This is a genomic window from Deinococcus sp. KSM4-11 (assembly GCF_004801415.1).
GTDB lineage: Bacteria > Deinococcota > Deinococci > Deinococcales > Deinococcaceae > Deinococcus.
Genome location: NZ_SSNX01000001.1, coordinates 1,279,387 through 1,304,123, shown reverse-complemented (window position 1 = coordinate 1,304,123; position 24,737 = coordinate 1,279,387). Strand labels below are relative to the sequence as shown.

Annotated in this window: 30 protein-coding genes and 1 other RNA gene; 14 read left to right on the top strand and 17 right to left on the bottom strand. The window is 67.9% G+C overall.

Annotated elements, in window-relative coordinates:
• Positions 1–179: 179 nt before the first annotated feature.
• A complete protein-coding gene (locus E7T09_RS06495; RefSeq protein ID WP_136388259.1) occupies positions 180–407 on the top strand; it encodes a hypothetical protein in 228 nt (75 codons plus the stop codon).
• Here the strand turns inward: E7T09_RS06495 and E7T09_RS06490 are convergent.
• The 8 genes from E7T09_RS06490 to truB all read right to left on the bottom strand — a co-directional run bounded on the left by E7T09_RS06490 (position 393) and on the right by truB (position 8,697).
• Positions 393–1,295 (bottom strand): ROK family protein, encoded by a 903-nt coding sequence (locus E7T09_RS06490; protein WP_136388258.1) that lies wholly within the window; start codon positions 1,293–1,295, stop codon positions 393–395. The two genes, E7T09_RS06495 and E7T09_RS06490, sit on opposite strands and share 15 nt — an antisense overlap.
• Positions 1,292–2,794, bottom strand: coding sequence for a DUF4127 family protein (locus E7T09_RS06485; RefSeq protein WP_136388257.1), 1,503 nt, complete (start codon positions 2,792–2,794; stop codon positions 1,292–1,294). The genes E7T09_RS06490 and E7T09_RS06485 overlap by 4 nt, the downstream gene beginning before the upstream one ends.
• Positions 2,795–2,864: 70 nt before the next feature.
• Complete coding sequence (locus tag E7T09_RS21850; protein WP_168734719.1) at positions 2,865–3,011, bottom strand: hypothetical protein; 147 nt, start codon at positions 3,009–3,011, stop codon at positions 2,865–2,867.
• Between the two features lie 7 nt (positions 3,012–3,018).
• Positions 3,019–4,326 carry a S8 family serine peptidase gene (locus tag E7T09_RS06480; protein ID WP_136388256.1) on the bottom strand — a complete coding sequence of 436 codons (1,308 nt, stop codon included), beginning with the start codon at positions 4,324–4,326 and terminating at the stop codon, positions 3,019–3,021.
• Between the two features lie 470 nt (positions 4,327–4,796).
• Entirely contained in the window at positions 4,797–6,164 is a 1,368-nt protein-coding gene (locus tag E7T09_RS06475; RefSeq protein ID WP_136388255.1) for an NAD(P)(+) transhydrogenase (Re/Si-specific) subunit beta, read from the bottom strand.
• 2 nt (positions 6,165–6,166) lie between these two features.
• Positions 6,167–6,481 (bottom strand): NAD(P) transhydrogenase subunit alpha, encoded by a 315-nt coding sequence (locus E7T09_RS06470; RefSeq protein WP_136388254.1) that lies wholly within the window; start codon positions 6,479–6,481, stop codon positions 6,167–6,169.
• A gap of 46 nt (positions 6,482–6,527) precedes the next feature.
• The gene (locus E7T09_RS06465) at positions 6,528–7,661 is read right to left on the bottom strand and encodes an NAD(P) transhydrogenase subunit alpha (RefSeq protein WP_136388253.1); all 1,134 of its coding nucleotides are present in this window, start codon (positions 7,659–7,661) and stop codon (positions 6,528–6,530) included.
• Between the two features lie 100 nt (positions 7,662–7,761).
• On the bottom strand, positions 7,762–8,697 hold the full coding sequence (truB, locus tag E7T09_RS06460) for a tRNA pseudouridine(55) synthase TruB (protein ID WP_136388252.1): 936 nt from the start codon (positions 8,695–8,697) through the stop codon (positions 7,762–7,764).
• Between the two features lie 64 nt (positions 8,698–8,761).
• Between truB and E7T09_RS06455 the strand changes: the two genes are divergently transcribed.
• Positions 8,762–9,136, top strand: a complete 375-nt coding sequence (locus tag E7T09_RS06455) for a hypothetical protein (RefSeq protein ID WP_136388251.1) — start codon at positions 8,762–8,764, stop codon at positions 9,134–9,136.
• The gene (locus E7T09_RS06450; RefSeq protein WP_136388250.1) at positions 9,133–9,891 is read left to right on the top strand and encodes a pseudouridine synthase; all 759 of its coding nucleotides are present in this window, start codon (positions 9,133–9,135) and stop codon (positions 9,889–9,891) included. Before E7T09_RS06455 ends, E7T09_RS06450 begins: the two co-directional genes overlap by 4 nt.
• 33 nt (positions 9,892–9,924) lie before the next feature.
• Here E7T09_RS06450 and E7T09_RS06445 read toward each other — a convergent pair whose 3' ends face one another.
• Positions 9,925–10,182 carry a hypothetical protein gene (locus tag E7T09_RS06445; protein WP_136388249.1) on the bottom strand — a complete coding sequence of 86 codons (258 nt, stop codon included), beginning with the start codon at positions 10,180–10,182 and terminating at the stop codon, positions 9,925–9,927.
• A 100-nt stretch (positions 10,183–10,282) separates the two neighbouring features.
• On the opposite strand from E7T09_RS06445, the gene rnpB reads away from it, so the two are divergent.
• Positions 10,283–10,703, top strand: an RNA gene (gene rnpB / locus E7T09_RS06440) — RNase P RNA component class A.
• A 34-nt stretch (positions 10,704–10,737) separates the two neighbouring features.
• Here the strand turns inward: rnpB and E7T09_RS06435 are convergent.
• Complete coding sequence (locus E7T09_RS06435) at positions 10,738–11,103, bottom strand: DUF423 domain-containing protein (protein ID WP_136388248.1); 366 nt, start codon at positions 11,101–11,103, stop codon at positions 10,738–10,740.
• Positions 11,104–11,483: 380 nt separating this feature from the next.
• On the opposite strand from E7T09_RS06435, the gene mraZ reads away from it, so the two are divergent.
• From mraZ to E7T09_RS06400, 7 genes are all read left to right on the top strand, one after another.
• Positions 11,484–11,912, top strand: a complete 429-nt coding sequence (gene mraZ, locus E7T09_RS06430; RefSeq protein WP_136388247.1) for a division/cell wall cluster transcriptional repressor MraZ — start codon at positions 11,484–11,486, stop codon at positions 11,910–11,912.
• Between the two features lie 2 nt (positions 11,913–11,914).
• Positions 11,915–12,823 (top strand): 16S rRNA (cytosine(1402)-N(4))-methyltransferase RsmH, encoded by a 909-nt coding sequence (gene rsmH, locus E7T09_RS06425; protein WP_136388246.1) that lies wholly within the window; start codon positions 11,915–11,917, stop codon positions 12,821–12,823.
• Complete coding sequence (locus E7T09_RS06420; RefSeq protein WP_136388245.1) at positions 12,820–13,209, top strand: hypothetical protein; 390 nt, start codon at positions 12,820–12,822, stop codon at positions 13,207–13,209. The genes rsmH and E7T09_RS06420 overlap by 4 nt, the downstream gene beginning before the upstream one ends.
• The gene (locus tag E7T09_RS06415) at positions 13,200–14,540 is read left to right on the top strand and encodes a penicillin-binding protein 2 (RefSeq protein WP_136388244.1); all 1,341 of its coding nucleotides are present in this window, start codon (positions 13,200–13,202) and stop codon (positions 14,538–14,540) included. Before E7T09_RS06420 ends, E7T09_RS06415 begins: the two co-directional genes overlap by 10 nt.
• A 463-nt stretch (positions 14,541–15,003) precedes the next feature.
• Entirely contained in the window at positions 15,004–15,555 is a 552-nt protein-coding gene (locus E7T09_RS06410) for a 3D domain-containing protein (RefSeq protein WP_136388243.1), read from the top strand.
• A gap of 105 nt (positions 15,556–15,660) precedes the next feature.
• Entirely contained in the window at positions 15,661–16,848 is a 1,188-nt protein-coding gene (locus E7T09_RS06405) for an ABC transporter permease (protein ID WP_136388242.1), read from the top strand.
• A 138-nt stretch (positions 16,849–16,986) separates the two neighbouring features.
• Positions 16,987–18,009, top strand: a complete 1,023-nt coding sequence (locus E7T09_RS06400) for a DUF4384 domain-containing protein (RefSeq protein ID WP_136388241.1) — start codon at positions 16,987–16,989, stop codon at positions 18,007–18,009.
• 53 nt (positions 18,010–18,062) lie between these two features.
• Here the strand turns inward: E7T09_RS06400 and E7T09_RS06395 are convergent, their stop codons facing one another.
• Complete coding sequence (locus E7T09_RS06395) at positions 18,063–18,653, bottom strand: CoA pyrophosphatase (protein ID WP_240741642.1); 591 nt, start codon at positions 18,651–18,653, stop codon at positions 18,063–18,065.
• Positions 18,654–18,678: 25 nt separating this feature from the next.
• Complete coding sequence (locus E7T09_RS06390; protein WP_136388240.1) at positions 18,679–19,305, bottom strand: MazG family protein; 627 nt, start codon at positions 19,303–19,305, stop codon at positions 18,679–18,681.
• Positions 19,306–19,382: 77 nt separating this feature from the next.
• Here E7T09_RS06390 and E7T09_RS06385 point away from each other — a divergent pair, with 77 nt between their 5' ends.
• The 3 genes from E7T09_RS06385 (at position 19,383) to E7T09_RS06375 (ending at position 21,800) form a co-directional block, all read left to right on the top strand.
• Complete coding sequence (locus E7T09_RS06385; protein WP_240741641.1) at positions 19,383–19,868, top strand: hypothetical protein; 486 nt, start codon at positions 19,383–19,385, stop codon at positions 19,866–19,868.
• A 96-nt stretch (positions 19,869–19,964) separates the two neighbouring features.
• A complete protein-coding gene (locus tag E7T09_RS06380) occupies positions 19,965–20,357 on the top strand; it encodes a S1 RNA-binding domain-containing protein (RefSeq protein ID WP_136388239.1) in 393 nt (130 codons plus the stop codon).
• A 144-nt stretch (positions 20,358–20,501) separates the two neighbouring features.
• Positions 20,502–21,800: a S1C family serine protease gene (locus E7T09_RS06375; protein ID WP_136388238.1), complete on the top strand. Its 1,299-nt coding sequence runs from the start codon at positions 20,502–20,504 to the stop codon at positions 21,798–21,800.
• A 24-nt stretch (positions 21,801–21,824) separates the two neighbouring features.
• Here E7T09_RS06375 and E7T09_RS06370 read toward each other — a convergent pair whose 3' ends face one another.
• From E7T09_RS06370 to ispH, 5 genes are all read right to left on the bottom strand, one after another.
• Positions 21,825–22,136: a hypothetical protein gene (locus E7T09_RS06370; RefSeq protein ID WP_136388237.1), complete on the bottom strand. Its 312-nt coding sequence runs from the start codon at positions 22,134–22,136 to the stop codon at positions 21,825–21,827.
• Positions 22,137–22,171: 35 nt separating this feature from the next.
• Positions 22,172–22,501 (bottom strand): YbjQ family protein, encoded by a 330-nt coding sequence (locus E7T09_RS06365; RefSeq protein WP_136388236.1) that lies wholly within the window; start codon positions 22,499–22,501, stop codon positions 22,172–22,174.
• Between the two features lie 38 nt (positions 22,502–22,539).
• Complete coding sequence (locus tag E7T09_RS06360; protein WP_136388235.1) at positions 22,540–23,343, bottom strand: [LysW]-aminoadipate kinase; 804 nt, start codon at positions 23,341–23,343, stop codon at positions 22,540–22,542.
• 70 nt (positions 23,344–23,413) lie between these two features.
• Positions 23,414–23,734: a DUF1294 domain-containing protein gene (locus E7T09_RS06355; protein ID WP_136388234.1), complete on the bottom strand. Its 321-nt coding sequence runs from the start codon at positions 23,732–23,734 to the stop codon at positions 23,414–23,416.
• Positions 23,731–24,726, bottom strand: a complete 996-nt coding sequence (gene ispH, locus E7T09_RS06350; protein WP_136388233.1) for a 4-hydroxy-3-methylbut-2-enyl diphosphate reductase — start codon at positions 24,724–24,726, stop codon at positions 23,731–23,733. The genes E7T09_RS06355 and ispH overlap by 4 nt, the downstream gene beginning before the upstream one ends.
• Positions 24,727–24,737: the final 11 nt, after the last annotated feature.

The window sequence follows — 24,737 nt, the reverse complement described above, 5'->3', positions numbered from 1 at the left end:
CGGTGAGGAAGGAGCGCTGTCAGACGGCAAATACCGCTGGCCCGACCGGCGGTTTCTGAAGCGCGGCGGGCCACAGAACCTGTCGAATGAAAGGCGGTCATGAAGCGGTCATGTGGAGCCGGGCACCATCCACCCAGAAGGGCCACGTCCAGGCCTGCCGCCCACCACCGGAGGTCACCATGCATGTCCCGGCCATTCCGCACGGTTCCCATCCCATCGGCAATTACCGCGTTCAGGTCGACCCGCAGACCGGAGGGTCGCAGATCGAGGTGCAGGTCGCTGGCACCTGGCACACGGTCGCGCCCCCGAGTCCAGAGGAGGGCCGCACGCTCATCAGCCTGCTGCAATCGCCGTTCGCCAGCGTGGAGGACGGCTGGATCGTGGGCCGTCGCTCACCGGCTCCCTGACTCCGCCGCTGTTCCCGCCCACAACGCTGCGCCGATCAGCCCCGCGTCGGCGCCCAGTTGCGCGTGTACGATCTCCGGCCGGTACCACTGCGGAAAGTGCGTCAGGGCCGCGCGCACCCGTTCCAGGTACCCGTCACGCAGGCCCACGCTGCCGCCCAGCGCCACCCGCGTGATGCCCAGCAGGGCGGCCACATCCGCACATTTCCACGCGATCAGCGCCGCAGATCGGGAGTAAACGGCGTCGGCTTCCGCATCGCCGTCTTCGGCGGCGTCGCACAGGGCGCGGGCATCCGTGAAGCCCATCTGCGCGGCCTGACCGCCCAGCGCCGTGCCGCTCGACTCGAACTCCAGCGCGCCCAGCTCACCCAGCAGCGGCACCGGCGTGCCCGCTCGCCACGCGGCGGGCACCGTCACGAACCCCAGTTCGGCGTCCAGGCCGTTCCCGGCCAGATGAAGGCGTCCGCCCAGGATCAGGCCCGCGCCGACCCCGGTGCTGATCGTCACGAACATGAACTCGGAGGAACCGCGCCCTGCCCCGGCCTGCGCCTCGCCCCACGTGGCCGCCCGCGCGTCGTTCAGCACCCGGCACGGCCGGCCCAGCCCGGCGCTCAGGCGATCCGCCAGGGGAATATCCACCCAGCCGGGGAAGGTGTGCGTGGCCGTCGCGGTGACCCGGCCGGCGGCCACTGCCCCCGCACACGCCACCCCCAGCGCGGACGCCTGCGCCGCCAGGGGGGCCGCGAGCACGAGGGCCGCGTCGATCACCGCGTCCGGCGTCGAGGGTTTGGGGGTGGCCGCCTGCACCCGCGTCGTGACCTGACCGTCCTCGATCAGCGCGGCCCGCATGGACGTGCCCCCCAGATCGAGGGCCAGCAGCGCGCCGCTCATGCGCGCTCCCGCACGACCATGGGGAACACGCCGGTAAACAGGCGCGGCCACGCCAGGTTGGGCGTGCCGACCTCCAATTCCAGGCCTCCAGCAACGAAGTGCGTGTTCCAGAGGTCATGGATGCGCGGGGTGATCAGCTCGCGCAGGTGCGCTTCGGCCGCTCCCCGCTGCGTCCCGAGGTCGAAGGGGCTGGGCTGGTCGAGCCGTGCACGCACCTGCGATCTTGCCCATCCCTGGTACAGCGCGTCGTCCACCATCCGGGCGAATAGGGCGCCGGCATGCTCGGCCCGGTTCACGACCAGCGGCGCGAGCTTTCCGAAGGCGATGGCCGCCCCCAGCGTGTTCCCGGCCGTGTTCCACGCGCTGTAGCCCGCCAGTCTGGCCAGCGGCAGCCCCTGCATCAGCGTCCACAGCCGCCACTCCGCGCCGTTCGGGTAGGCGATGTCCGCCACGCTGACGGTTCGCCCGGCCTGCAGGTCGTCTCTGAGCGCATCGATGAAGGCGGGCAGGTGCCGGTGCGTGGTGTCCACGGTGGCGAAGTCCGGTTGCCGGTGGGCCTGCCGCGTGCCGGGCGTATTCACCGCCAGTGTGAAGGCGGCTTCGGCGGGCGTGTCGGCCAGTCCACATCCGGCAGCCCTCAGATGGGTGCGGACGAGTTCCCCGGCGGGCCGATCCTCGTAGGCCATACCGCTGCGGGCACCGTCCAGACCGCTGTACCGCACCCACACCCGGACGGTCTCGGGGCGCAGCGCGCGGGCGATCAGGGCGCACGGCACCTCATCCGCGCCGGGATAGATGTCGAGGTGCTCCCACACGCCCAGGTCGTCCGCATGGGCTTCCAGCAGGCGCCGGTCGAAGGCGGCCAGACCGTACTCGGTCGTGTCATCCAGCGTCAGGCACAGGTGATCCAGCACGCCGTCGCCAAGCAGCTCCAGCGCCCGCAGGTGCAGCGCGCGGTTGCGTTCGCGGGTGCCCAACCAGTCGGCCAGGATGTCCTCCGGCACGCCCGCCCGCGCGGCGTCCAGCGCGGCCAGTTCGCCGTCCCCGTGCCGGGCGTGCCGGTCGAAGGCCACCGAGTACGCGCGGAGTTCACGGCCCCATTGACCGTAGTACGGTTTCTCCTCGTGCGGATCGTTGTCGTGCGCCACCCGGACGATCACCCCGAAGGCATAGATCCGTAGGGCGGGATGGTGCGCCTTCAGGTAGGCCAACACGGCCAGGCGTTCCAGGGCCACGTCCAGGTCATCCGAGACCCGCCGCGCCGGGATCATGCCGCCCAGACACAGGGTCTCCACGCACACCACCAGCACGTTGGCGGTCGGGGCGGCCGCCTCCAGCCACGCTCTCAGCAGAGCGGGGTCGCCCGGCGTAAAGAAGTCGGGCAGCGCCGCTGGGGGCGGCACGCTCACGGCCGCGCCCGTCATGCGGGCCAGCGCGGCGGGCAGGTCGAGCGTGGGAGGACGGGTATCCGGCGGGACGAGCAGCACACGGGGAGACATCACCGCTAGCCTAGAGCACCCAGCGGACACGCCCCGCCCTTCCCGGCGGGGCGTGTCCGCTGGGTGCGGATCAGGCGGCCAGGGGTTTGGTGCGGGTGTCCTTCCAGATGCCGCGGCTACCCGCGTGCAGGGTGCCCGGAGGAGTGAGAGGAGCGGAGGTCGGAAGGGTCGAGTGGGACTGAGGCCCGGCGGGCAAGTTCAGGATGATCTTCTGCATGGGAGCCTCAGCGGTAGTTGTCGGCCAGCGCGCCCACGTTCAGCGTGCCGGCACCCAGTTCGGGGTTGAAGGTGGGGTCGAGGTTCGCCGAGGCTGTGGCCTTCACGTTGGCGGCCACACTGGCGCTGGTGGCGCCGGTCGAGAGTGCCAGGGCCAGCGCGCCGCTCACGGCGGGGGCCGCGAAGGACGTGCCGCTCGCCTTCACGAGGCGGGCATCCGGGAAGGTGGTCAGGATCAGTTCACCGGGGGCCGTCATGCTCAGGTTCTTGGCGTACTGGCTGAACGAGGACTTCTTCAGGTCCAGGGTCACGCTGCCGACCGAGATCAGGCCGCTGGTCAGGGGGAACTGCAGCGTGCCCAGGGCGGCGCCGGGATACACGACGCCTTCCGTACCGGCGTTCCCGCTGGAGTTCACGACCAGAATGCCCTTGGCCAGTGCCGCTGCGACGGCCGTGTTCAGGGCCAGAGAGTTGGTGGTGGAGCCCAGCGAGAGGTTGATGACGCGCGCCCCGTTCGTCGAGGCCTTGGTGATGGCGGCGATCACATTCGACATCGCGCCGGAACCGTCGGGCTTCAGGGCGCGGTAGGCCTGGATCTTGGCGTTCGGGGCGATCTGGAGGATCACTCCGGCGACAGCCGTGCCGTGCCCGTACTTCCCGCCAGAGTTCTCCTCCTGCGGCACGGCGTCGTTGCCGATGAAGTCCCAGCTGTTGGCGGTGTCGATGCGGCCCTGCAGCAGCGGGTGGTTCAGGTCGATGCCGGTGTCGATCGTGGCCACCGTGACGCCCGTCCCCAGTTCAGGAATCAGCTTCTGGGCCCAGGGAATGCCGAGTTTATTCCAGTAGGCACCTGCGCTGGCGAGATCCGAGCTGTTCAGAAAGTTCACGCCGCCCGCCCAGGTGAGGGCTCCACCCGCCCACGTGGTCAGGCCGCCCGCCCAGGTGGTCAGGCCGCCCGCCCAGGTCGTCAGGCCCAGCGCGTCGGCTTCGGGGTCGTCGGCCAGAACCTTCATCACGCCGTCCGCTTCTACGCCCAGGACACCGGCGTCCAGGCTCCCGAGCGCCTGGGCACTCAGGTTGGCGCTGGACAACTTGCTCGCCGTGTCGACGGGTACGCTCAGAACGGCACGACCGGTGGTGTGGTCGAACGCGATCACCTGGGCGCCCGTCACGGTGGAGGTCAGGGCAGCGCTCGTGACGCCCGGACCGATGCGCAGCGTGACCAGCTTGGTCTCACCCTGGGCGGCTGGCGTGGCCGTCACGGCCGGAGTGCCCCCGCAGGCCGTGATCGCCATGGCCAGAACCGCCAGGGACATGAAAGAAAGAGGACGGGTGCGTTTGTTCATGGGCGTAGCCTCCGGGAAGAACCTGTGGTGACCAGCGCGGGCACCGTGAACTTCTACACATGAAGTGTCCGTCCCGCGTGTGACTCCTCCGTGACCATCGCCGTGGGCCGACAAGCCCCCCTTCGGGGGGAGCAGTGGGGGAAAATGGGGGCACAGGGCGACCGGTGGTCAGCTGTTCACATTCGAGTCACATTCAAGGCGCATTCTCCGTGCCCGGTACGCCAATGTCCGTCTGGAACGCCTTCTTCCCGTGTGACAAATCTGTCAGAACGTGGATTTGTGGCACACTTGACACTGACCTTCTCGCCACGGTGAGGTACGACAAGGCTGCCTGAAGGCATCACGGTGCTTCAGGCGGCCTGCATCTTTCTTCTGAATCCGGCACCTGGATTCGCTCTGCCTGAACCCCGGTGGGAGGCGCTGCCAGCCGGGCGGCCCGATCAGCCCATGGTCTTCAGGTTCGTGACCACGTCCGCGATGGCCTGCTGCGCGCTGCCGTACAGCATGCTGGTGTTCTCCTGATAGAACAGTTCGTTCTCGATGCCGCTGTACCCGGCCCCCTTGCCGCGCTTGACCACGATCACCTGGGCGGCCCGGTCGGCATCGAGGATCGGCATGCCGTAGATGGGGCTGCCCTTGTCGTGGCGCGCGACCGGGTTCACCACGTCGTTCGCGCCGATCACCAGGGCCACGTCGGTCAGGGGGAAATCCGCGTTGATCTCCTCCAGGTCGAAGATCTTCTCGTAGGGCACGCCCGCTTCAGCCAGCAGCACGTTCATATGGCCGGGCATGCGGCCCGCGACCGGATGAATGGCGAACCGGACGTCCACGCCGGCTTCCTCGAGCAGTTTCGCCATCTCCTGCACCTTGTGCTGGGCGCCCGCGACGGCCATGCCGTAGCCGGGCACGATGACCACCCGCTGGGCGTAGCGCATGGTGGCGGCAGCGTCCAGCGCGCTCAGTTCGCGCATGGTGCCCACCACGCCGCCCGAACCGGTCTGCGCCTCGCCGGTCAGGGGCGTGAAGATGATGTTGGTGATCGGCCGGTTCATGGCCCGCGCCATCAGCTGGGTGAGCAGCGTGCCCGATGCGCCCACGACAATCCCCGCGATGATCAGGGCCGGAATGCCCAGCACGTACCCCTCGAAGCCCACCGCCAGACCCGTGAAGGCGTTCAGCAGCGAGATCACTACAGGCATGTCCGCCCCGCCGATCGGGGAAGTGAGCACCACGCCCAGCGCCAGGGCCAGCACGAAGAACACCACCAGCACGGCAGGTGTGGGGCCAGACGCGACCATCAGCAGGCCGAGCAGCACAACCAGCACGGCCAGTCCGGCATTCACCATGTTCTGCGCGGGCAGCCGCCACGCGCGTTTCATGATGCCCTGCAACTTCAGGAACGCGACCACGGATCCGCTGAAGGCCACCGAGCCGATCAGTGCGCCCAGCACGGCCAGCGTGGTGGGCAGCGCGCCATGAACCTCGCCGCGCGCGAACTCTACGGCCGCGATGGCCGCCGCCGCGCCGCCGCCCATGCCGTTGTACACGGCGACCATCTGCGGCATGTCGGTCATCTTCACGACCCGGCCCAGGTACCACGCCGCGCCGCCGCCCAGCACGATCGCCACGATCATCAGGGCGATGTTCTGGAGGCCCGGTGTAAGGAAGGTGACCAGCGTGGCGAGCACCATGCCCACGCCCGCCCACACGATGCCGCGCCGCGCGGTGGCTGGGGACGCCATGGCCTTGAGCCCGAGGATGAACAGCACCGCCACCACGAAATACGTCAGGTCGATGAAGGTCTGCATGCCTACTTCACGCGCTCCGCGCCGGGCACCGCAGGCATCCGGGGCCGGTCGCTGCGGAACATGGCCAGCATCCGCTCCGTGACCACGTACCCTCCGGCGGCGTTGGCGGCCCCGAGCAGCACCGCGAAGAACCCGATGCCCTGCTCCAGCGGGGTGACCGCGTGGCCCAGCACGACCATCGCGCCGACCAGCACCACACCGTGCACGAAGTTCGAGCCGGACATCAGCGGGGTGTGCAGGATCACGGGCACGCGCGCGATCACCTCATAGCCAGTGAACGCGGCCAGCATGAAGATGTACAGGTAAAACAGATCCATTCGGGCATCCTCCGGGACGACTGGGGGGAATCGGGTCAGGCGAGGTTCAGGGACTGGTGAGGTTCAGGGCTTGGCGCACACGGTCATTTACGACGGCGCCTGCGTGCGTCAGGGCGGTGCCGGCGATCACTTCATCCGTCCAGTCGAGCTTCAGTTCCCCGCCCGAGAGGGCCGGCGTGATGAAGTTCAGCAGGTTCTTCGCGTACATCTCCGAGGTGTGCACCGGCATCCGCGACGGCAGGTGGGTCGGGCCGAAGACCCGCACGCCATCCAGCACCACCTCCTGATCGGCCACCGTACCCTCGACGTTCCCGCCCGTCTCGGCGGCCAGATCCACGACCACGGAACCCGGCTTCATGCCGGCGAGCATGACCGAGGTGATGATCACCGGGGCGCGGCGGCCGGGAATGGCGGCGGTCGTGACGATCACGTCGCTGGCGGCCACGGCCCGCGCGAGTTTCTCGGCCTGCGCGGCCTTCTCGTCGTCGGTCAGTTCGCGGGCGTAGCCGCCGGTGCCGGCCGCGCTCACGCCGGTATCGACGAACTTCGCGCCCAGCGACTCGATCTGTTCCCGCGTCTCCGGGCGCACGTCATAGGCGTCCACGATGGCTCCCAGGCGTTTTGCCGTGGCGATGGCCTGCAGACCCGCCACGCCGGCGCCCACGATCAGGGCGCGCGCGGGCCGGATGGTGCCCGCCGCGTAGGTCAGCATCGGAAAGAACTTCGGCGCCAGGCCCGCCGCGATCAATGCGCCCTGGTAGCCGCTCGCTGCGCCCTGTGACGACAGGATGTCCATCGACTGCGCCCGCGAGATGCGGGGGAGTAGTTCCATGGCGAAGGCCGTCACCTGCCGGTCGTTCAGGGCACGCACCCGGTCGGCGCTGGCGTACGGCTGGAGCAGGCCCATCAGAACCGTTCCCGGCCGGAGCTGACGCAGCAGGTCGTCCGGTGGCGGGCCGAGCACCCACAGCACGTCTGCACGCGCCACCACTTCGGCGGCCGATTCCACCCAGGTCACGTCCGGATAGTCCACGTCCGGGTAGGGGGCGCGGTCGGCGGCGCCGCGCTGCATCACGATTCCCGCGCCCAGTCCCGCGAGTTTGCGGGCCACGTCCGGCACCAGGGGTACCCGGCGTTCGGCCGGATCGTCGCTGACCATCACTCCCACCACTGCTGCCATGCGCCTCCCGTGTGAACCGTTCGTCGTGCCAGTATCCAGTTTGTTGTCGCCCCCACCCTATCCCGTCGCGCGGCCCGGACTCAAACGCGCGGGCCAGCCGTCACTGAGCCCATGCGCGCACGACCTTCAGTGTCTGCCCGTCACCGTCCACTACCGCCACCAGCCGACCATCCAGTGTGACCACGTATCGCCCCACCGCAGGATGCTCGGGCCGTTTTCCCTGCCGCAGCTGCAGCGCCAGCCGCTCATCGGCCTCCAGGCGCGGGAATTCCAGGGCCTCGAGGTCATCCAGCCCGTCGGCCTCAGCCACGTCCTCCAGCGGCACGGTGTGCTCCAGGCGGTGTCGGCCCACGCGGGTTCTCACCAGCCCAGCCAGGTGGGCGGGCACGCCGAGGGCTGTTCCCAGGTCGCGGGCCAGCGAGCGCAGGTACGTGCCACTCCCCACGCGTGCGCGGATGAGCAAGGTCGGATGCTCGCCCAGCGGCTGCGGCAGCGTGAATGCCCGTCCGTCCGCGTGCGGTGCCCAGCCGTCCGGAGTGGGGGAGAAGTGCCTCGGCGCGGCCTGCACACTCGGGTACACGCCCAGGAGCTCCAGGGCATGGATCATCACGGATCGGGCCGGCAGGTCGATCTCACCTCCCGCGCGGGCCACGGCATAGGCCCGCTGGCCGCCCACCTGGATGGCAGAATACTGCGGCGGAATCTGCTGCTGCGGACCAGTCAATCCGGCGAGGGCCACGCTCACCGCGTTCGCGTCCAGGTTCGGAACGGACGCGACGCTGTCCACCGGCCCCTCGGTATCGAGCGTGACGGTAGAAGCGCCCAGTGCCACCCACGCGAGATAATCCTTGCTGTCGGCCTCCATGAACTGCACCAGTTTCGTGCTCGCATCGACCGCCAGCACCAGCACCCCGGTCGCCAGCGGATCGAGCGTGCCCGTGTGCCCCACGCGCCGGGTCTTACGGGCGCGGCGCGTGCGATCCACCACGTCGTGCGAGGTCAGGTTCAGGGGCTTGTCCACGGCGATGACCGGCATGCGCCAGAGGCTAGCAGAGCGCCATGGCGCGTCACGGCAGGAAGCGCGGTCTACACTGTGCGGCGTGCTGCGCGCTGTCTTCCTCATCACGGGCGTGATCTTCGTCCTCACCGGCCTGTACCTGTACTTCCTGCCACCAGCGGTTGCCGCCCTACTGGGCGTCGCGCCTCTGTGGCTGGCCCGCGTGGCCGGAGGCGTGGTGCTCGCGTGGGGAGCCTCGACCCTGGCTGGCAGCGCCCGCCCGGATGGCCTGCGAACGGGCGCGCTGGTGGGAGGAAACCTCTTGGTGGTGGCGTCCCTGCTGGCCCCGGTGATCGCGGCGGGCAGTACCTTGCCCCCCACGGCCCGACCGCTGCTGCTGGGCGTGGTGATCGTGCTGGGTGTGCTGGCCGCCGCCGCCGTGCTCGCCTACCCGTCCCGGCAGCGGCGCGGCCTGTGAGCGAGCGCCTTCACAAACGCCTCGCGCGGGCCGGGGTCGCCTCCCGCCGCGCGGCCGAGGCCATGATCTCGGCCGCGCGGGTCAGCGTGAACGGCGTCACCGCCACGCTCGGCCAGTCTGTCACGGACGCCGACGACGTCCGGATCGACGGTCAACTGGTCGAACTGGAGCGCGCTCCAGCCCGAACCTTCGCGCTGTACAAGCCGACCGGCTACGTGACCACCGCCAGCGACGAGTACGGCCGCCGCAACGTCCTCGACGCCATGCCGAACATCCCTGGGCTGCACCCCGTGGGCCGCCTCGACCGTGACTCCGAGGGCCTGCTGATCCTCACCACCGATGGCGACCTGACCCTGACGCTCACCCACCCGCGCTACGGACATGAAAAGGCCTACCGTGCCTGGACCGACGGCGACCACGACCCCACCGCCGAGGAACTCGACGCGCTGACCGAAGGGATCACGCTCACGGACGGCCCGGCCCGCGCGATCAGCGCCTCACCAGCCACGGGTGGTGCCTTCATCGTGCTCGGCGAGGGTCGCAAGCGGCAGGTGCGTCGCATGCTCGCCGCCATCGGGCACCCTGTGACCCGCCTGATGCGCTACCGCACCGGGGGCCTGTGGCTCGGCAACCTTGATGTCGGCGAGTACCGCGAACTCGGCCCAGACGAGATGGCCGACCTGCTGCGCCCGAACGGCGCGGGCTCGCCCAACTGGGATAAGAACTGGGAACTTATGCAGCGGCGCTGGGGATAAGGGGCTTCACCAGGCGGTCGTTCTGGAGGCGTTTTAGATCAGCTTCCCTATTGTCAGTGGGGTCGAACCGTCTTTGAGGCTGTTCAGGTCATCCAGATGCCAGTGTGCTGAGTCCGGGACACTATCAACCGTTAGGCCCAGCAGAAGGCGGGCCAGAGATCTCAGGCCTGCGTCATTTGCCCATACAATCACCTCGTCGTCCCTGATGTGTACCGAGATCTCAAAGCCTTCATCCCACTCCGCGTGGAGTCCGCGAATGTAATCGGGCACGTCCAGGATCAGTCTTGGCATCGATTAAGTGTAGGTCGCTGGAGATCAGATCTGATCCCTGTGGCTGGAAATCAGTTGCCCCTCCTCCCGTTCCTGGATCACCCTGCTATGCTCCTTCCTTGCGGGGGAATGCACGGCCGCGCCCGGGCGCGAGTCCGGGTGAGGAAAGTCCGGGCACCGCAGGGCAGGATGCCAGCTAACGGCTGGTCGGCGAGTCGAGCGCCCACCCATGCGCCGCAGGGGTGGAGAGCGGCGAAGTCGAAGGACAGTGCCACAGAAACCAGACCGCCAGTGTCATACAGTCCCGGCGCGGACGACACTGGTCAGGGTGAAACGGTGCGGTAAGAGCGCACCAGGCCCGCAGGAGACTGTGGGTGTCTGGTAAACCCCATCCGGTGCAAGACCCGACAGTGCGCGAGGGCGGCCCGCCCGTTGACCGCCAGGATGGTCGCTTGAGGCGCCTGGCAACAGGTGTCCCAGAGAGATGGCCGCGCAGCCACGCAAGTGGCGGACAGAACCCGGCTTACAGTTCCCCCGCACCACCCACCCCCGGCGATCTGCTGGGGGTCTTTTCATTCAGGTGCGCCGGGCATCCAACGCGACGATCATGAAGCCTGCGATGAGCAGCACGCCGCCGACGGGCGTGATCGCCCCCAAGATGGTCACGCCGGTCAGGGCCAGCACATACAGGCTGCCGCTGAAGATGACGGCCCCGAGCGTGAGCCACAGGCCCGCCCGCTGCGGCCGCTGGGTGCTGCCCAGAGCGATCAGGGCCAGCGCGGCGTACATCTGGTAGCGCACGCCGGTCTCGTAGTCCGCGAGAAGGGCGGCGTCGAGCTGGGTTTTCAGGGCGTGGGCACCGAAGGCTCCCAGGCCAATGCCGAGGGCCGCAAGGATCGCGCCGGCCTGAAGGGTGGGGAAGGAACGGGGCTGCGTGGTCATGCCTGCAGGGTAGGGCGGGGGAGGGAGTGGGAACGTCCCGGCGGTGGGAACGGGTGGTGGGAATCGGGCAGGCGTGATGCTGCCGCCTTTCCGACCTGCCAAAAGTGGTACTTTGGACGTCAGGAACGGCACTTTGATGGTGTTGCCCTGCTCCGCACCTCCCTCCCCGCCTGCGCGCCTCGGGGTGAACCAGTGGGAAAACGCACCGAGTTCGAGGGGAAAGTGGGGGAAAAAGTGGGAATGGGTGGTAATTCGTGGTAGGGCTTGTTACACTCCGTGCAACAGCCTGAAACGGTTCGTCATGCACCTTTTCAGGCTGATTGGCCTGCCCGCCCCGAACCACGTCAAGTGGGACGGGGTGGGAACGCAAAGGAGTGGAGTTGCCGTTCGGAGAGTTCCCGTACACCATCGACGACAAGGGACGTGTGGTCATGCCACCGCCGTTCCGGGAGTTCGTCGAGGACGGAATGATCCTTACGCGCGGCATGGAAGGCTGCCTGTACGTCTTCCCGCTCGCCAGCTGGCGACGCGTGGAGGAGCAGCTGGAGGGCCTGCCGCTCACGGACGCCGAATCCAGGTCGTTCGTGCGCTTCTTCTACTCGGGAGCGAACAAGGCCCGGTTGGACAACCAGAGCCGCGTGTCCATTCCGCAGACCCTGCGATCCTTCGCGCAGCTGGACGGCGACGTGATCGTGGCGGGCGCGCCCGGACGCCTGGAACTGTGGAGTCCCGCCCGCTGGGAAGCCGCCATTACCGCTGTGCAGGACAACCCGCCCAAACCCGAACTCCTGATCAACTTCGTGGCCTGACCGTGACCGATCCCCTGACTGACTCCACCACCGAATCCACCCTGACCCACTGGCCCGTGCTGGCCGCCGAGGTGCTGGCCGCGCTGGCTCCCGCTCCCGGCAAAGTGTTCGTCGACGGCACACTGGGCGGCGCGGGTCATACCGGCCTGCTGCTCGATGCGGGCGCGACCGTCTACGGCATCGACCAGGATCCCTACGCGCTGGAACGCGCCCGCGCCGCTGGACGGCCCGGCCTGACCGTGCTGGAGGGCAACTACCGTGACATGCCCGCCCTGCTGGCCGCCGAGGGGGTCAGCGGCGTGGACGGCATCCTGCTCGATATCGGCGTGAGCTCCTTCCAGCTCGACGACACGCAACGCGGCTTCTCATACCACTCGGATGCTCCGCTGGATATGCGCATGAGCCAGTCCGGCGAGAGCGCCGCCGACGTCGTGAACACCTACCCGGAAGAGGAGATCGCCGCGATCATCTACGAGTACGGCGAGGAACGCCACTCCCGGCGGATCGCGCGCGGGATCGTGTACGCCCGCGAACGCGCGCCCATCGAGACGACCGTGCAACTCGCGGACATCATCAAGCGCTCGTATCCCGGCTTCTCGAAGGGCATCCACCCGGCGCGGCGCTCGTTCCAGGCCCTGCGGATCCATGTGAACGACGAACTCGGTGCCCTGCGTGACGGCCTGAACGGGGCGGAGGGGCTGCTCCGGCCCGCTGGCCGGCTGGCCGTCATCTCCTTCCACTCGCTGGAAGACCGCATCGTGAAGCGCTTCATGCAGGGCAGTGAGAGCCTGCACCCCCTGACCAAACGGCCGGTGATCGCCACCGACGACGAACAGGCCAGCAATCCGCGGGCCCGCAGCGCCAAGCTTCGCGCCGCCGAGAAGCTCGCCCCAGGCGGGGAGACGGCATGACCCGCCTGAGGCTGGGTCGCCTGCCCACTCTGGACACCAGCGCCTCCACGTGGCGCGGTCGGGCGCTGCGCTACCTGCTGATCTACCTGCTGCTGCTGGTCGCGCTGGTCACGGTGCGCTACCTGACCCGTGACGTGCGGCGCACGCTGGTCGAGGCCGGCAAGCGCGAGCAGGCGCTCTCCAGGGAGCGCGAGGTGCTGGCGCTCGACGTGCAGTCCCTGTCCAACGTCCAGCGCATCCGCGATTGGGCCTTCGCGAACGGCATGCACCGGTTCGCCGAGGCGACCAAGACCAGCCAGACCATTCCAGCGCCCAGGGCGATCCCCACCCCCGCTGTTCCCACATCACCGCCCCGTCGCGTGGAGGTCAAGACCCAGTGGAAGTAAAGATCCGGAACCGATCCCGCGTCATGCAGTTCATCGCGACCCTGCTGTTCCTCAGCCTGGTGTGGGCGTACGCCCAGCTGGAGTGGGGGACGCCACAGGGCGTGAGTCGGGCTGCCGTGCAGTCGCGCGGCAGCATCATCAGCGCGGACGGGAAGGTACTGGCACGCAGCGTGGGCGACAAGCGCGTGTATCCGCAGGGACGGCTGGCCGGGCAGGTGGTGGGGATGATGGGCACCACCGAGGGCCTCGAAGGGCTGGAGTACGCCTTCAACCACCAGCTCGCCACCGGGCAGGACGTGAAACTGACCCTCGACACCGGGATCCAGGCCGCCGCCGAGGGGGCGCTCGCGCGGGCCGTGCCGGAGCATCAGGCAGAGTATGGCTCGGTCGTGGTGCTCGATACCCGCACAGGAGCGGTGCTGGCCGCCGCGAGCTACCCACCCTTCGATCCGAACACGTGGCGCTCGTATTCCCAGGGAGATCGCCGCAATCGTCCGTTCCTGGACGTCTTCGAGCCAGGCTCCACCGTCAAGGGACTGGTCGTGGCCGCCGCCCTCAACGAGGGCCTGACCACGCCGGACTCGCAGTACAGCACGCCCATGCGTCGCCACGTTGGTGGGCGCTGGGGCAGCACCATCAACGACGCCGTGCAGCATCCGACCACCCTGACGACGCAGGGCATCCTGCGATACAGCAGCAACGTGGGCATGAGCCATATCGTGGAGCCCTTCCCGGCCGAGAAGATGCGCGGCTACCTGTCGAAGTACGGCTTCGGCATCTACCCCGACATGGACGCCGTACCGAGCGCCACCGGCACCCTGCAACCCCTGCGGCACTGGGACGAACTCGTGCGCGCCACCAACGCCTTCGGTCAGGGCATGAGTTCCACGGTGCTGCAGCTCGCCGCGGCCTACAACACGATGGCGAACGACGGAACCTACGTCTCTCCAAGATTGGTGGCTGGGGCGGTGGGTGGGGAGCGTCATCCAGTCATCCGTCCGGATACGGCGCGCCTGACCCGCACCATGCTCCGCAAGGTCATCGAAGAGGGTATTCCAGGTGCAGCTGGAGTGAAGGGTTACGCGATCGCCGGAAAAACCGGAACGGCCCAGGTGGTGGTGGACGGCAAGTATTCCAGCACGCTGTACGACAGCGTCTTCGCGGGGTTCTTCCCGGCGGACGCGCCGCGTGTGACAGTGGCGGTCATGGTTCACGGGGCCAAGCTGGCGTATCACGGGTCGATGCTCGCGGCACCGATCTTCAAGGACGTCTCGACCGAGGTGCTGTCGCGTTGGGCAGTGGCGCCCGTCGTCACAGCACCGGCGCCATAGGCAGCCCTAACATGAGCATTCAATGAGTCTCCGCCCTGCTCTCCAGAACTTATAATCGGTACCAGTGGCGTAACAGTTGATGACTCGCGGGTCAATTGTTGCTTGAGTCTCAAATACCCCTGGCTCCGGCGTCAAGATGAGAGCGTAATCGGCTAAGAACGCTTGTTCTGTCAGAAACAGAATGAGAAGTTAAATGAGATGATGAGATAAGGTCTCATGAATAAGGCATGTCGTGGACGGCTATTCCGAGCATCTCTGGCCGTTTTAAGGTTGTTGACTGCCGTTCAGATGAGCTAATAGAGCAAAAAACTTAGAAAAGTGCCATATACCCCCCTTAGCCTCATCTTCGGAGTTCAGGGGGGTCATCAGTCCTGCCCGGACACTTCGGATCCCAGACCCAGAACCACGACCGGACAGGCCTGAGCCTGTGCGCTTGTGGATTTCAACCGATTGAAGGAGACTTATGGCCCACGCCTTTTTGCGCTGGATGACCACCATCGCCCTCGCCGTGACCGGCATTGCCACTGCGGGTGCCCCCGCCCTGCCCGATTCGACCATCGCCGCCGCTGCGGTTCAAGACGCCCTGAGCACTCCCTCCACCATCCAGAGCACCGACGCCGCCCAGGTTCGTGCCGACACCGTAGCCCAGGCCGCCGCCAGCGATACCGTCGCCTATAGCCCAATTCGCGGCAAGGTCGCCATCGTGCGCGCCACCGCCTACAACAGCGTGCCCGGCCAGACCGATGCCACGCCCTTCATCACTGCCACCGGCACGCGAACCCGGCCCGGTGTGGTGGCACTCAGCCGCGACCTGCTGCGCCTGTTTCCCTACGGCACCAAGGTCATGATTGAAGACCTGAGTGGCCGCTATAGCGCCCAGTTCAGTGGCCGTGTCTTTATCGTCGAGGACACCATGGCGGTCCGCAAGACCAACAGCCTGGACATCTGGATGTCCACCCGTGGCGACGCCATGCGGTTCGGGGCCCGGCAGGTTCGCATCACTGCCGTCCGCTGAGCGGCCTTCACACCACAGATTCCAGGGCGGGCTCCTTCGGGGGTTCGCCCTTCCGCCTGTTGGGCCACCGGTGCGCGTGGAGGGGTCTGCTATCCTCCGCTTCGCATGCCCTCCGCTCCCCACGCCGAATCGCAGACTGCCCTGGCGTGGTCGCTGGCTCGGGCGCACCTCAGCCACCGCCGTACGCAGAATGTCCTGACCATCCTGGGGATCGCGGTGGGCGTGATGGCGTTGATTGCGGCGCTGAGTCTCACCAACGGCTTCACCCGCGCCCTGATCAGCGCGACGCTACGGGCCAGCCCGCACCTGAGCCTGACCTCCTACACGCCGGCCGCCCGCGACGCGGAACTCGAGCTGGCCCTGAAAGCCGATCCCGCCGTGCAGGCGTTTATGCCCTTCGTGGCCGACAAGGGCCTGCTGACTCGACCCGCCAGCGATGGTCGCCGGGCCGGCTTCGACTTCGTGACCCTGTTCGGCGTCACGCCGGACGCCGCCCACGTGCTGGAACTTCAGCCGGAAGAAAGCCGGGTGCTCGCCACCCTGAAACCCGGCCAGATCATGCTGGGCTCCGCCCTGTCGCGCTCGATTGGGGCGTTCACCGGGGATCAGCTGCGGCTGCTGAACAGCGCCCAGCACCGGGCCAGCCTGAGCGTTGCTGGGGTGTTCACCACCGGCAATTACCTGATTGACAGCGCCTACGCGTTCACGGATCTGAGCACGCTTCAGGCCCTGCAGGAAACGAAGAACGTCACCGGCTATCAGCTGCGCCTGCGCGACCCGGATCTGGCGCCGGCGGTCGGACGGCAGCTCACGCGGGCGCGGCCCTACAGCGCGCTGCCGTGGCAGGACATCTACGGCACGCTGCTCGATCAGCTGTCCCTCCAGAAGAAGGTCATCTCCTTCGTGGTCTTCCTGATCGTGATCGTTGCCGCCTTCGGCATCGCGAACGTCCTGACCCTCGCCGTCTTCGAGAAAACGCAGGAGATCGCCATTCTGCGTGCCATCGGCGCCACCCGCGCCCTGATCACGCGGGTCTTCCTGTTCGAGGGCCTGGTGCTCGGCGTCGGCGGCCTGCTGGTCGGGAACCTGCTCGGCCTGGGGATCAGCGCGTATTTCACCGTGCGGCCTTTCCAGCTGCCCGGCGACCTGTACTTCGTGACCTCTCTCCCGGTGGAGGTGCGCTGGACGGATCTACTCGCCGTGAACCTGATGGGCTTGGTCACCACGTTGCTGGCGGCCCTGATCCCCGCCCGCCGTGCCGCTGGCATCGAACCGGCCCGCATCATCCGCTGACCCCACGGAAGCGGAACAGAAAGCCAGACCAATCGACTGGCCTCCCTGACGGTGACCTGAAGCACTATTAACATTCCACGCAGGGAGGCTCATGGCCCGTCATGTTCCCCCCCGTAGGCTCATGGGCGGAGGTACCACATGAACAAGATCCTGATGATTCCCGCAGCCCTGCTGCTGAGCACCGCCGCCGCCGCCCCGAAGATCAGTGCCCAGAGCATTATCGTCAACCCCACCACGCCGGATCTGAGCGTCTCCGTCCGCATCGACAAGGACACCACCGGTAACCAGAACCCCGCGTACAAGGTGGGCGAAGGCATCACCGTGAGCGCCACTGTGAACCAGGACGCCTACGTGTACCTGTTCAACGTGAACCCCGACGGTAGCGTCGACCAGATCCTCCCCAACCGCCTGAGCGAGAACAACATGGTCAAGGCCAACACGACCAAGTCGTTCCCCGCCGAAGGGGACAACTTCAAGTACACGGTCGCCGGTCCCATCGGTCAGAACAAGGTACTGGCGCTGGCTAGCCTGACGCCGCTGAACCTCGACCAGCTCAGCTCCTTCAAGACCCAGCAGGATCAGTTCGCGACCGTGAATGCCAAGACGCAGGCCGGACTGGCCCAGGCCCTCAGTATCGTCGTGAGCCCCCTGCCGCAGAACTCGTGGGTCAGCGACACCGCGTTCTACACCGTTGCCGCTGTGAACCCCGTCGCGACCGGCAGCCTGTTCGTCGGCACGAACGTGGCCAACGCGACCGTGACGCTGAACGGTCAGCGTCTGGGCGGTGCGAACGTCACGTACTCCAACCTGCGCGCTGGCACCTTCCCGATCCGCGTCCAGGCTCCCGGCTTCCGTGACTTCTCCACCTCCGTCACGATCCGTGGCGGCAGCACCACCAACGTGAACGTCGAGTTCGCCCAGGTGGCCACGCCCGCGCCCGTCGTCTCCGCCAACTTCACTGTCAGCATCCGCAGCGGTGTCAACGGCGCCCGCGTGTTCGTGGACGGCACCGAGGCCGGCACCATCCGCAACGGCGGCCTGGATGTCCAGGTGGCGCGCGGTGCCCACGAGATCGTCGTGATCGCCCCCGGTTTCCGCACCTTCCTGAGCACCTACAACGTCACCACCAACGGCCAGATCACCATCAACCAGGTGAAGTAACCGCTGAGGCCGTGCCCCCTCCCGTACATGCGGGAGGGGGCACTCGTTATTGCCTACTGTGGCCCGGCAGCCAGCAGGTCATGCAGCACCCGCGCGGTCATGCCCCAGATGTCATGCCCGCCCCAGGGGTAGGTGTACAGCGTGATGCGCTGGCCATCGGGCAGTGTGCGCAGATCCTCGCGTGGAACGATGGCCCGCAGAGCCGACAGGGTGGGCAGCAGCAGCTGCGCGACCTCGCCGGACAGGGTCAGGTGCAGGTCGGCCGGCAGGCGCGCCAGCACCGGCGTCACATGGAAGCCGATGGGTGTGAACACATCGTCGAGTTCGCCCAGGACGGTGACGCCCGAGGTGTCCAGGCCCACTTCCTCCCACGCCTCGCGCAGCGCCGCCCGCACGGGCGTTTCCCCCGCTTCCAGGCTGCCGCCGGGAAAACTCACCTGACCCTTGTGGGTGGGCAGGTCGGCCGAGCGTACGGTCAGCAGCACGCGCGGATCGGACTCGCGGGTCAGACCGACCAGCACGGCCGCGCGGCGGAACTCCGGCAGATGCAGGGCCGAGCGCTGGCGTTCTGAGATCCAGTCCTGCCAGGGATCGATCAGCAGGTCATTCAGCGGGTCGCGTGACCCGGGCGGATCTGTGCTCACCGGAGCGTCCTTGGGTGGGCAGGCGTCATCCGGGAGGCACGGGCAGGGCGTCCAGCCGACCCTGGGTGTGTTCCCGGAGGGCGAGTTCGGCGTCGATGTCGTGTGCCCTGGCCCACGCCACGACCGCCTCCAGCACCGTGGCCACTCCCTCGGGCGTGTCCAGTGCAGTATCGAGGGCCGCCTGCACTACGGCACGCTGGCCCTGCTGGCCGGCCAGGCGTTGCGTCTGTGTCTCGCGGGCCAGCGCGCCCAGACCCGACGGCACCCGGTCGGCCGGGCGTCGTGGCTGGCCACCGTGCTCGGCCGCCTTGATCGCCTGCCAATTGGCCACGACCTCTCCACTGCCGGAGACCGACACCGTGCCGAACACGTGCGGGTGGCGGCGCACGAGTTTCTCCACGATGGCCCGCTCCACGTCGGCGTACGCGAAGGTGCCCTGTTCTTCGGCGATGACGCTGTGGAAGGCGACCTGCAGCAGCACGTCCCCGAGTTCGGACGCCAGTTCCGCACGGTTGCCGGTGGTGACCGCATCCACGGCCTCCGCCGCTTCCTCGAGCAGGTAGGGGCGCAGCGACTCGTGCGTCTGCTCCTGATCCCACGGACAGCCTCCGGGACCACGCAGTCGGCGCATGATGGACAGCAGTTCCAGCATCGCCGCATCGTACCGCGCGCCTCCGGCAAGCGCGGGCCAGAATGGCGTCACCTTGAGCCGCTATGATGCGCGCTGCGATGCCACAGACCCCTCTCCAGCGCATTCCGGCAGCCATCACCAGCCTCACCCTGCTGGGCACGCTGGCCCTCGCCCAGGCCGATCAGCCCCTGCCGGCCGGCTGGACTCATGACCGTCTGGCCGTGGCCACCTACGTGATCCTCGACCCGCAGATCCAGGGGAACTCGGCGCTGATCGACCCCAGCCAGCAGCAGGGGGTGCTGAAGGCCATGCGCAAGGATTCCGGGGACGCCCTGAAACGGCACTACCCGCAGGCGGTACTGGTCACAGGCACGCCCGGCCCGGACGCCATACGCGTGACCCCGGTTCTGAACGCCCCGGCCGCCCTGGTGCCGTGGTCGAAACTGGGCGCCAGCCTGACTTTCGACCTTCCGGAGGGAGCGCGGGTGACCATGGTGGAGAACTTCGGGCTGTTCACCCTGTGGCAGCACGGGGCCGAGGCCGCCAATTACGCCTTCGATCAGGTGGCCCAGCGGCTTCCCTGACCTGGGCCGAGGCCGGATGCACACACGGTCAGGCCGCGCTGCGCCGGGGCGGATGATGGTGTACCATAGGCCTCATGCTTTTCGAGGAGACTTCCTTTGGTTCAGCTTGATTCCGGCGCGGTAGCAGAGGGCCGCATCACGCGCGTGACGGACTTCGGTGCGTTCATCCAGTTCGAGAACGGAGAAACTGGACTCGTGCACATCTCGCAGATTGCCCACTCCTTCGTGCGGAACATCCACGATCACGTCCGCGAGGGCGAGAACATCGAGGTGAAGGTGCTGGGCCGCGACGAACGTGGTCGCCTGGATCTGTCCATCAAGGAATTGCTGGAGGAACCGGAGGAAGTGCCGCGACCGCGGGCCATTGGCCGGCAGAGTCCGCAGTTCGAGGCCAAACTGCGTTCGTTCATGCGGGACGCCAAGGAGCGGACGCATGGTGGCGGCGGCAGCGCGCCGAAGAAACCCGCCGGCGGCAAACGCAAGAAATAAGCGCTCAGGTCGTGTCGCCCCGTCCACGCTCGGTCGGGGTGATTTGCATTGTCATCGGGGCCTCACTGCAGGCGGCGATACAGTCTTCAGATGCGCTGGGCGCGCGTTAACCGTCGTGTAACCGCCGTCCGGCAGACTCGGGTCATGAAACGTCCTCTGTCCATCCTGGCGCTGACCGGAACGCTCGCCCTCGGTGCTTACGCCGGGTTTCAGGTCAACGACCACATCTCCGCACAGAATGCGCCGGCGGCTACCGCCACCGTGCCGCAGGGCCAGATGATTCCGGCCCTCGCCCAGAGCACGCCCACCAGTCCCGCCACCTACGACAACGGACGCGCCCGCACCGAATCCGAGGCGAACACCGTGAACGTCGTCAAGGCCCGAGAGAACGGACTGGTGTACATCAGCGTAACCGAGAGCGCCGACAGCACTCCTCAGGCACAGCTGCGCCAGCAGTTCCAGCAGCAGCTGCCCTTCAGCCTGCCGGACAACACCCAGCCGCAGACCGGCACCGGCAGCGGCTTCTTCGTGAACGCCCAGGGCGACATCATCACGAACAACCACGTGGTCGACGGCGCCAGCGAGATCACCATCCGCCTGCACGGCAGCAAGACCACCTACAAGGCCAAGGTCATCGCCCGCGCGCCGGACTTCGACCTGGCCCTGATACGCGCCGAGGGCGTGCCGCAGAGCGCCATCCAGCCCATTCCGCTGGGCGACAGCGACCAGCTCGACGTGGGCCTCAAGGCCATCGCCATGGGCGCGCCCTTCGACCTGGACTTCAGCGTCTCCGAGGGCATCATCTCGTCGCTGGAGCGCACCGTTCCCGTGGGCACCAAGCAGGTCGAGCAGAGCGTCATCCAGACCGACGCCGCCATCAACCCCGGCAACTCCGGAGGGCCGCTGCTGAACTCCAGCGGGCAGGTCATCGGCGTGAACACCCAGATCCTCACCGGTGGGGCCGGACAGAGCGCGGGCGTGGGCTTCGCCATTCCCGTGAACACCGTCAAGAAACTCCTGCCGCAACTCCAGGCGGGGAAGGGCGGCGTGCTCCAGACGCCCACCCTGGGCATCCAGTTCACCGATCTGGCGGCCCTGACGAGCACCCAGCGCACCCAGGGCAAACTGCCGGCCAGCGGCGCGCTGATCCAGCAGGTGGCCCCGAACAGTCCCGCTGCCGCTGCCGGTCTCAAGGGCGGAAGCAACAACGCCCTGAGCCTCGGCGCGGGCAGCCAAGGCCAGCAGAACGCCGTGTCCACCGACGGCGACATCATCACTGCCATCGACGGGCAGGCGATCACGGCCGGCGACGACCTGCGCCGCGCGATCATCGGGAAGCAGATCGGCGACACGGTCAAGCTCACGGTCGTCCGGGGTGGTCAGACCCGCACGGTCACCGTCGACCTGAAGGCCTTCACCTTCCCCACCGCCAGCCAGCAGTAACCCGCGTTCACGGAGGGGCGGAGGTCAGGTGGCCTCCGCCCCTCCGTCGTGGCCGGTCAGGGCGAAGAGCGGCCCCAGATCCGTGAGCACCCCCGTCGCCTCGGGCGTGCCGAAGGTGTATGTCCCGAACACGGCGTGGAACTCGCCCTGCGAGAGCTGCCGGGGCTGGCCGCTGGGCCCGCAGGCCAGCACCGCGTGGCCGCGCATGGTCAGGCGGTACTCGCCCAGTTCACGCACCTGCGCTTTCTTGCCCCGCCCGGAATGCAGCAGGGTGACGACCCGGTACTCCTGACCGCCCCGCGCGGCCAGGAACGTCAGGAGGTCGTCGGGCGTCATGCGCGGCAGGATACCAGAGCGGCCCGCCGGGCTCCTCAGCGCGGCTCGACGACCACGGCGGTGCCATAGGCCAGGACTTCCGTCACACCGTCCGTGATCTCGTTCGCGTCGTAGCGCATGGCGATCACGGCGTTCGCGCCGCGCTGCATGGCGTGCTGCACCATCAGATCGAAGGCCTCCTGGCGGGCCTTCTCGGCCAGCTCGGTGTACAGGGTGATGTTGCCGCCCAGCAGCGTCTGGAGCGAGGCGCCCAGGTTGCCCAGCACGCTGCGCGAGCGGACGGTCAGCCCGCGCACCACCCCCAATTGCCGCACGACGCGGTAGCCTTCGAGTTCGTTGGATGTGGACACCAGGGAAATGGCCATGCCGTGGGTACGCGGCCGGCCTGCGGGTCGTTCCCTGCTTACTGGACGACGGTGCCCGCTCCGGCCAGCGCGGCACTGACGGGTTGCCCGGCCCGCGCATCTCCGAAGATGACGCGCTTCACCCCCCCCTGTACGGCCTCGGCGGCGCCGAGCACCTTCTTTTTCATGCGATCCTGCGCGAATTCCAGGTAGGACTCGACGTCGTTCGCGGGAATCTCGTGGATCAGGCTGGATTCGTCCGGGTAGGCGCGCAGCAGGCCGGGCACGTTCGACAGCAGCAGCAGGGCGTCGGCCTTCAGGGCCACGGCCAGGGCGGCGGCGGCTCGGTCGCCGTCCACATTGATGGCCACGCCCTCGTAACTGCTGGCCGGGGGAGTCAGCACCGGCAGATACCCCGCACCCAGCAGCAGTTCCAGCAGGCCCGTGTTGACCTTCTCGACCGTACCGGTATGGTCGCCGCGCAGGATCTTGGTCTTGCCGTCCTCGACCACGCGCACACTGTCCTTGTGGCGGCCCTCGAAGATGCGGCCGTCCAGGCCCGACAGGCCGACAGCGTTCACGCCCAGGCGCTGCAGGCGTTCGACGATGCCCTTGTTCATCTTGCCGCAGTACACCATCTCGAAGATTTCCAGGGTCTGCCGATCCGTAAAGCGCGAGGTGTAGCCGCTGGGGCTGGTCACGAACTTCGGCGGGTGGCCCAGGGCCTCCGCCACGCGGTTCGTCTCACCGCTTCCACCATGCACGAGGATCAATTGCTCGCCGGCTGTCCAGCGGGTGGCAATGTCCGCGCACACCGCGTCGTAATCGATTCCTGCACTCCCGCCGACCTTCACCACAATCATGCCGCCAAAGGTAGCACATGTTAAGTCAAATCTTGAGCTGCATTACAAATGGAAAGACTTGCTGTGCGACTCAGGCCACGACGACCCTGAATCCGATGACCGCGACCCACGCCACCAGCCAGCACAGCGCGATCGGGCGATACACCCGCTGATACGTCGCCTTGCGCGTCTTGTGCCGGAAGACCCGCTGGGCGACGAACGATCCCAGCCACCCGCCCCACGCTTCCGCCCGGTGCAGCGTCCGCTCCGGCACGCGGCGCCGGTTTCCCGAGGAGAGCACCTTGTCCCGCCACACCGTCACGAACGCGATTACTCCCCACACCACCTGCCACGCCACGAACACCCGGAATGCCACCGCCAGCGCCCCCAGGACGACTGGGGAGACGCTCACTGCATGGTGCGCGGCAGGGCCTCGGTCGGCAGGATCTTCCTCGGCTCGCGGAACTCGATGTCCTCCCACTCGCCTTCCTCAATCACCTCGAGCGCCGGGTTCAGGGCGCGGAAGTGCGCCACGACCGCCTGCACCAGATCGTCCGGCGTGCTGGCCGCCGAGGTGATGCCCACGCTCCGCACCCCGGTCAGGTCGAGATGCGCCAGATCCGCCACCGTGTCCAGCCGCTCCGCGCGCCCGCAGGTCTCGTGCGCCAGTTCCAGCAGGCGCATCCCGTTGCTGGAATGGGTGCTCGTCAGCACCAGGAACGCGTCCACGCGCGGCGCGATGGCCTTCACGGCGTCCTGCCGGTTCTTCGTGGCGTAGCACAGATCCTCGCTGGGCGGCACCACCAGCGCCGGGAAACGCGCCTTCAGGATGTCGATGGTCCGCCGGGTATCGTCCACGCTCAGGGTCGTCTGGGTCAGCACGACCACCCTGAGCGGATCGGGCACCGTGACCGTGTGCGGATCGTGCAGGCCGGCACCTGATTTCCCCAGCACGCCCACCAGCACGGTGCTGTCCGGCGCCTCCCCACGGGTGCCGATCACCTCCTGGTGCTGCGCGCTGTCCCCGATCAGCAGGATCGTGTAGCCCTCGCGGGCGTACTTCTTCGCCTCGGTGTGCACCTTCGTGACCAGCGGGCAGGTCGCGTCGATGGTCGCCAGCCCCAGGGCGCGCGCCCGCTCCCGCACCGCCGGGCTGATGCCGTGCGCGCTGAACACGACGGTCTCGCCACCGTCCGGCAGGGCGTCCACCGCGTCCAGATCCTCCACGAAATGCACGCCATGGGCCGCCGACAGCCGCTCCACCACCGTGTGGTTGTGAACGATGGAATGGTAGACCGTAACCGGCTTCTCCTCGCGCACGGCCGCCCGCTCGACTGCCTGGATGGCCATCACGACGCCCGCGCAGAAACCGCGCGGCTTGGCCAGGAACACGCGCTCAACCACGGCTGGCCCCG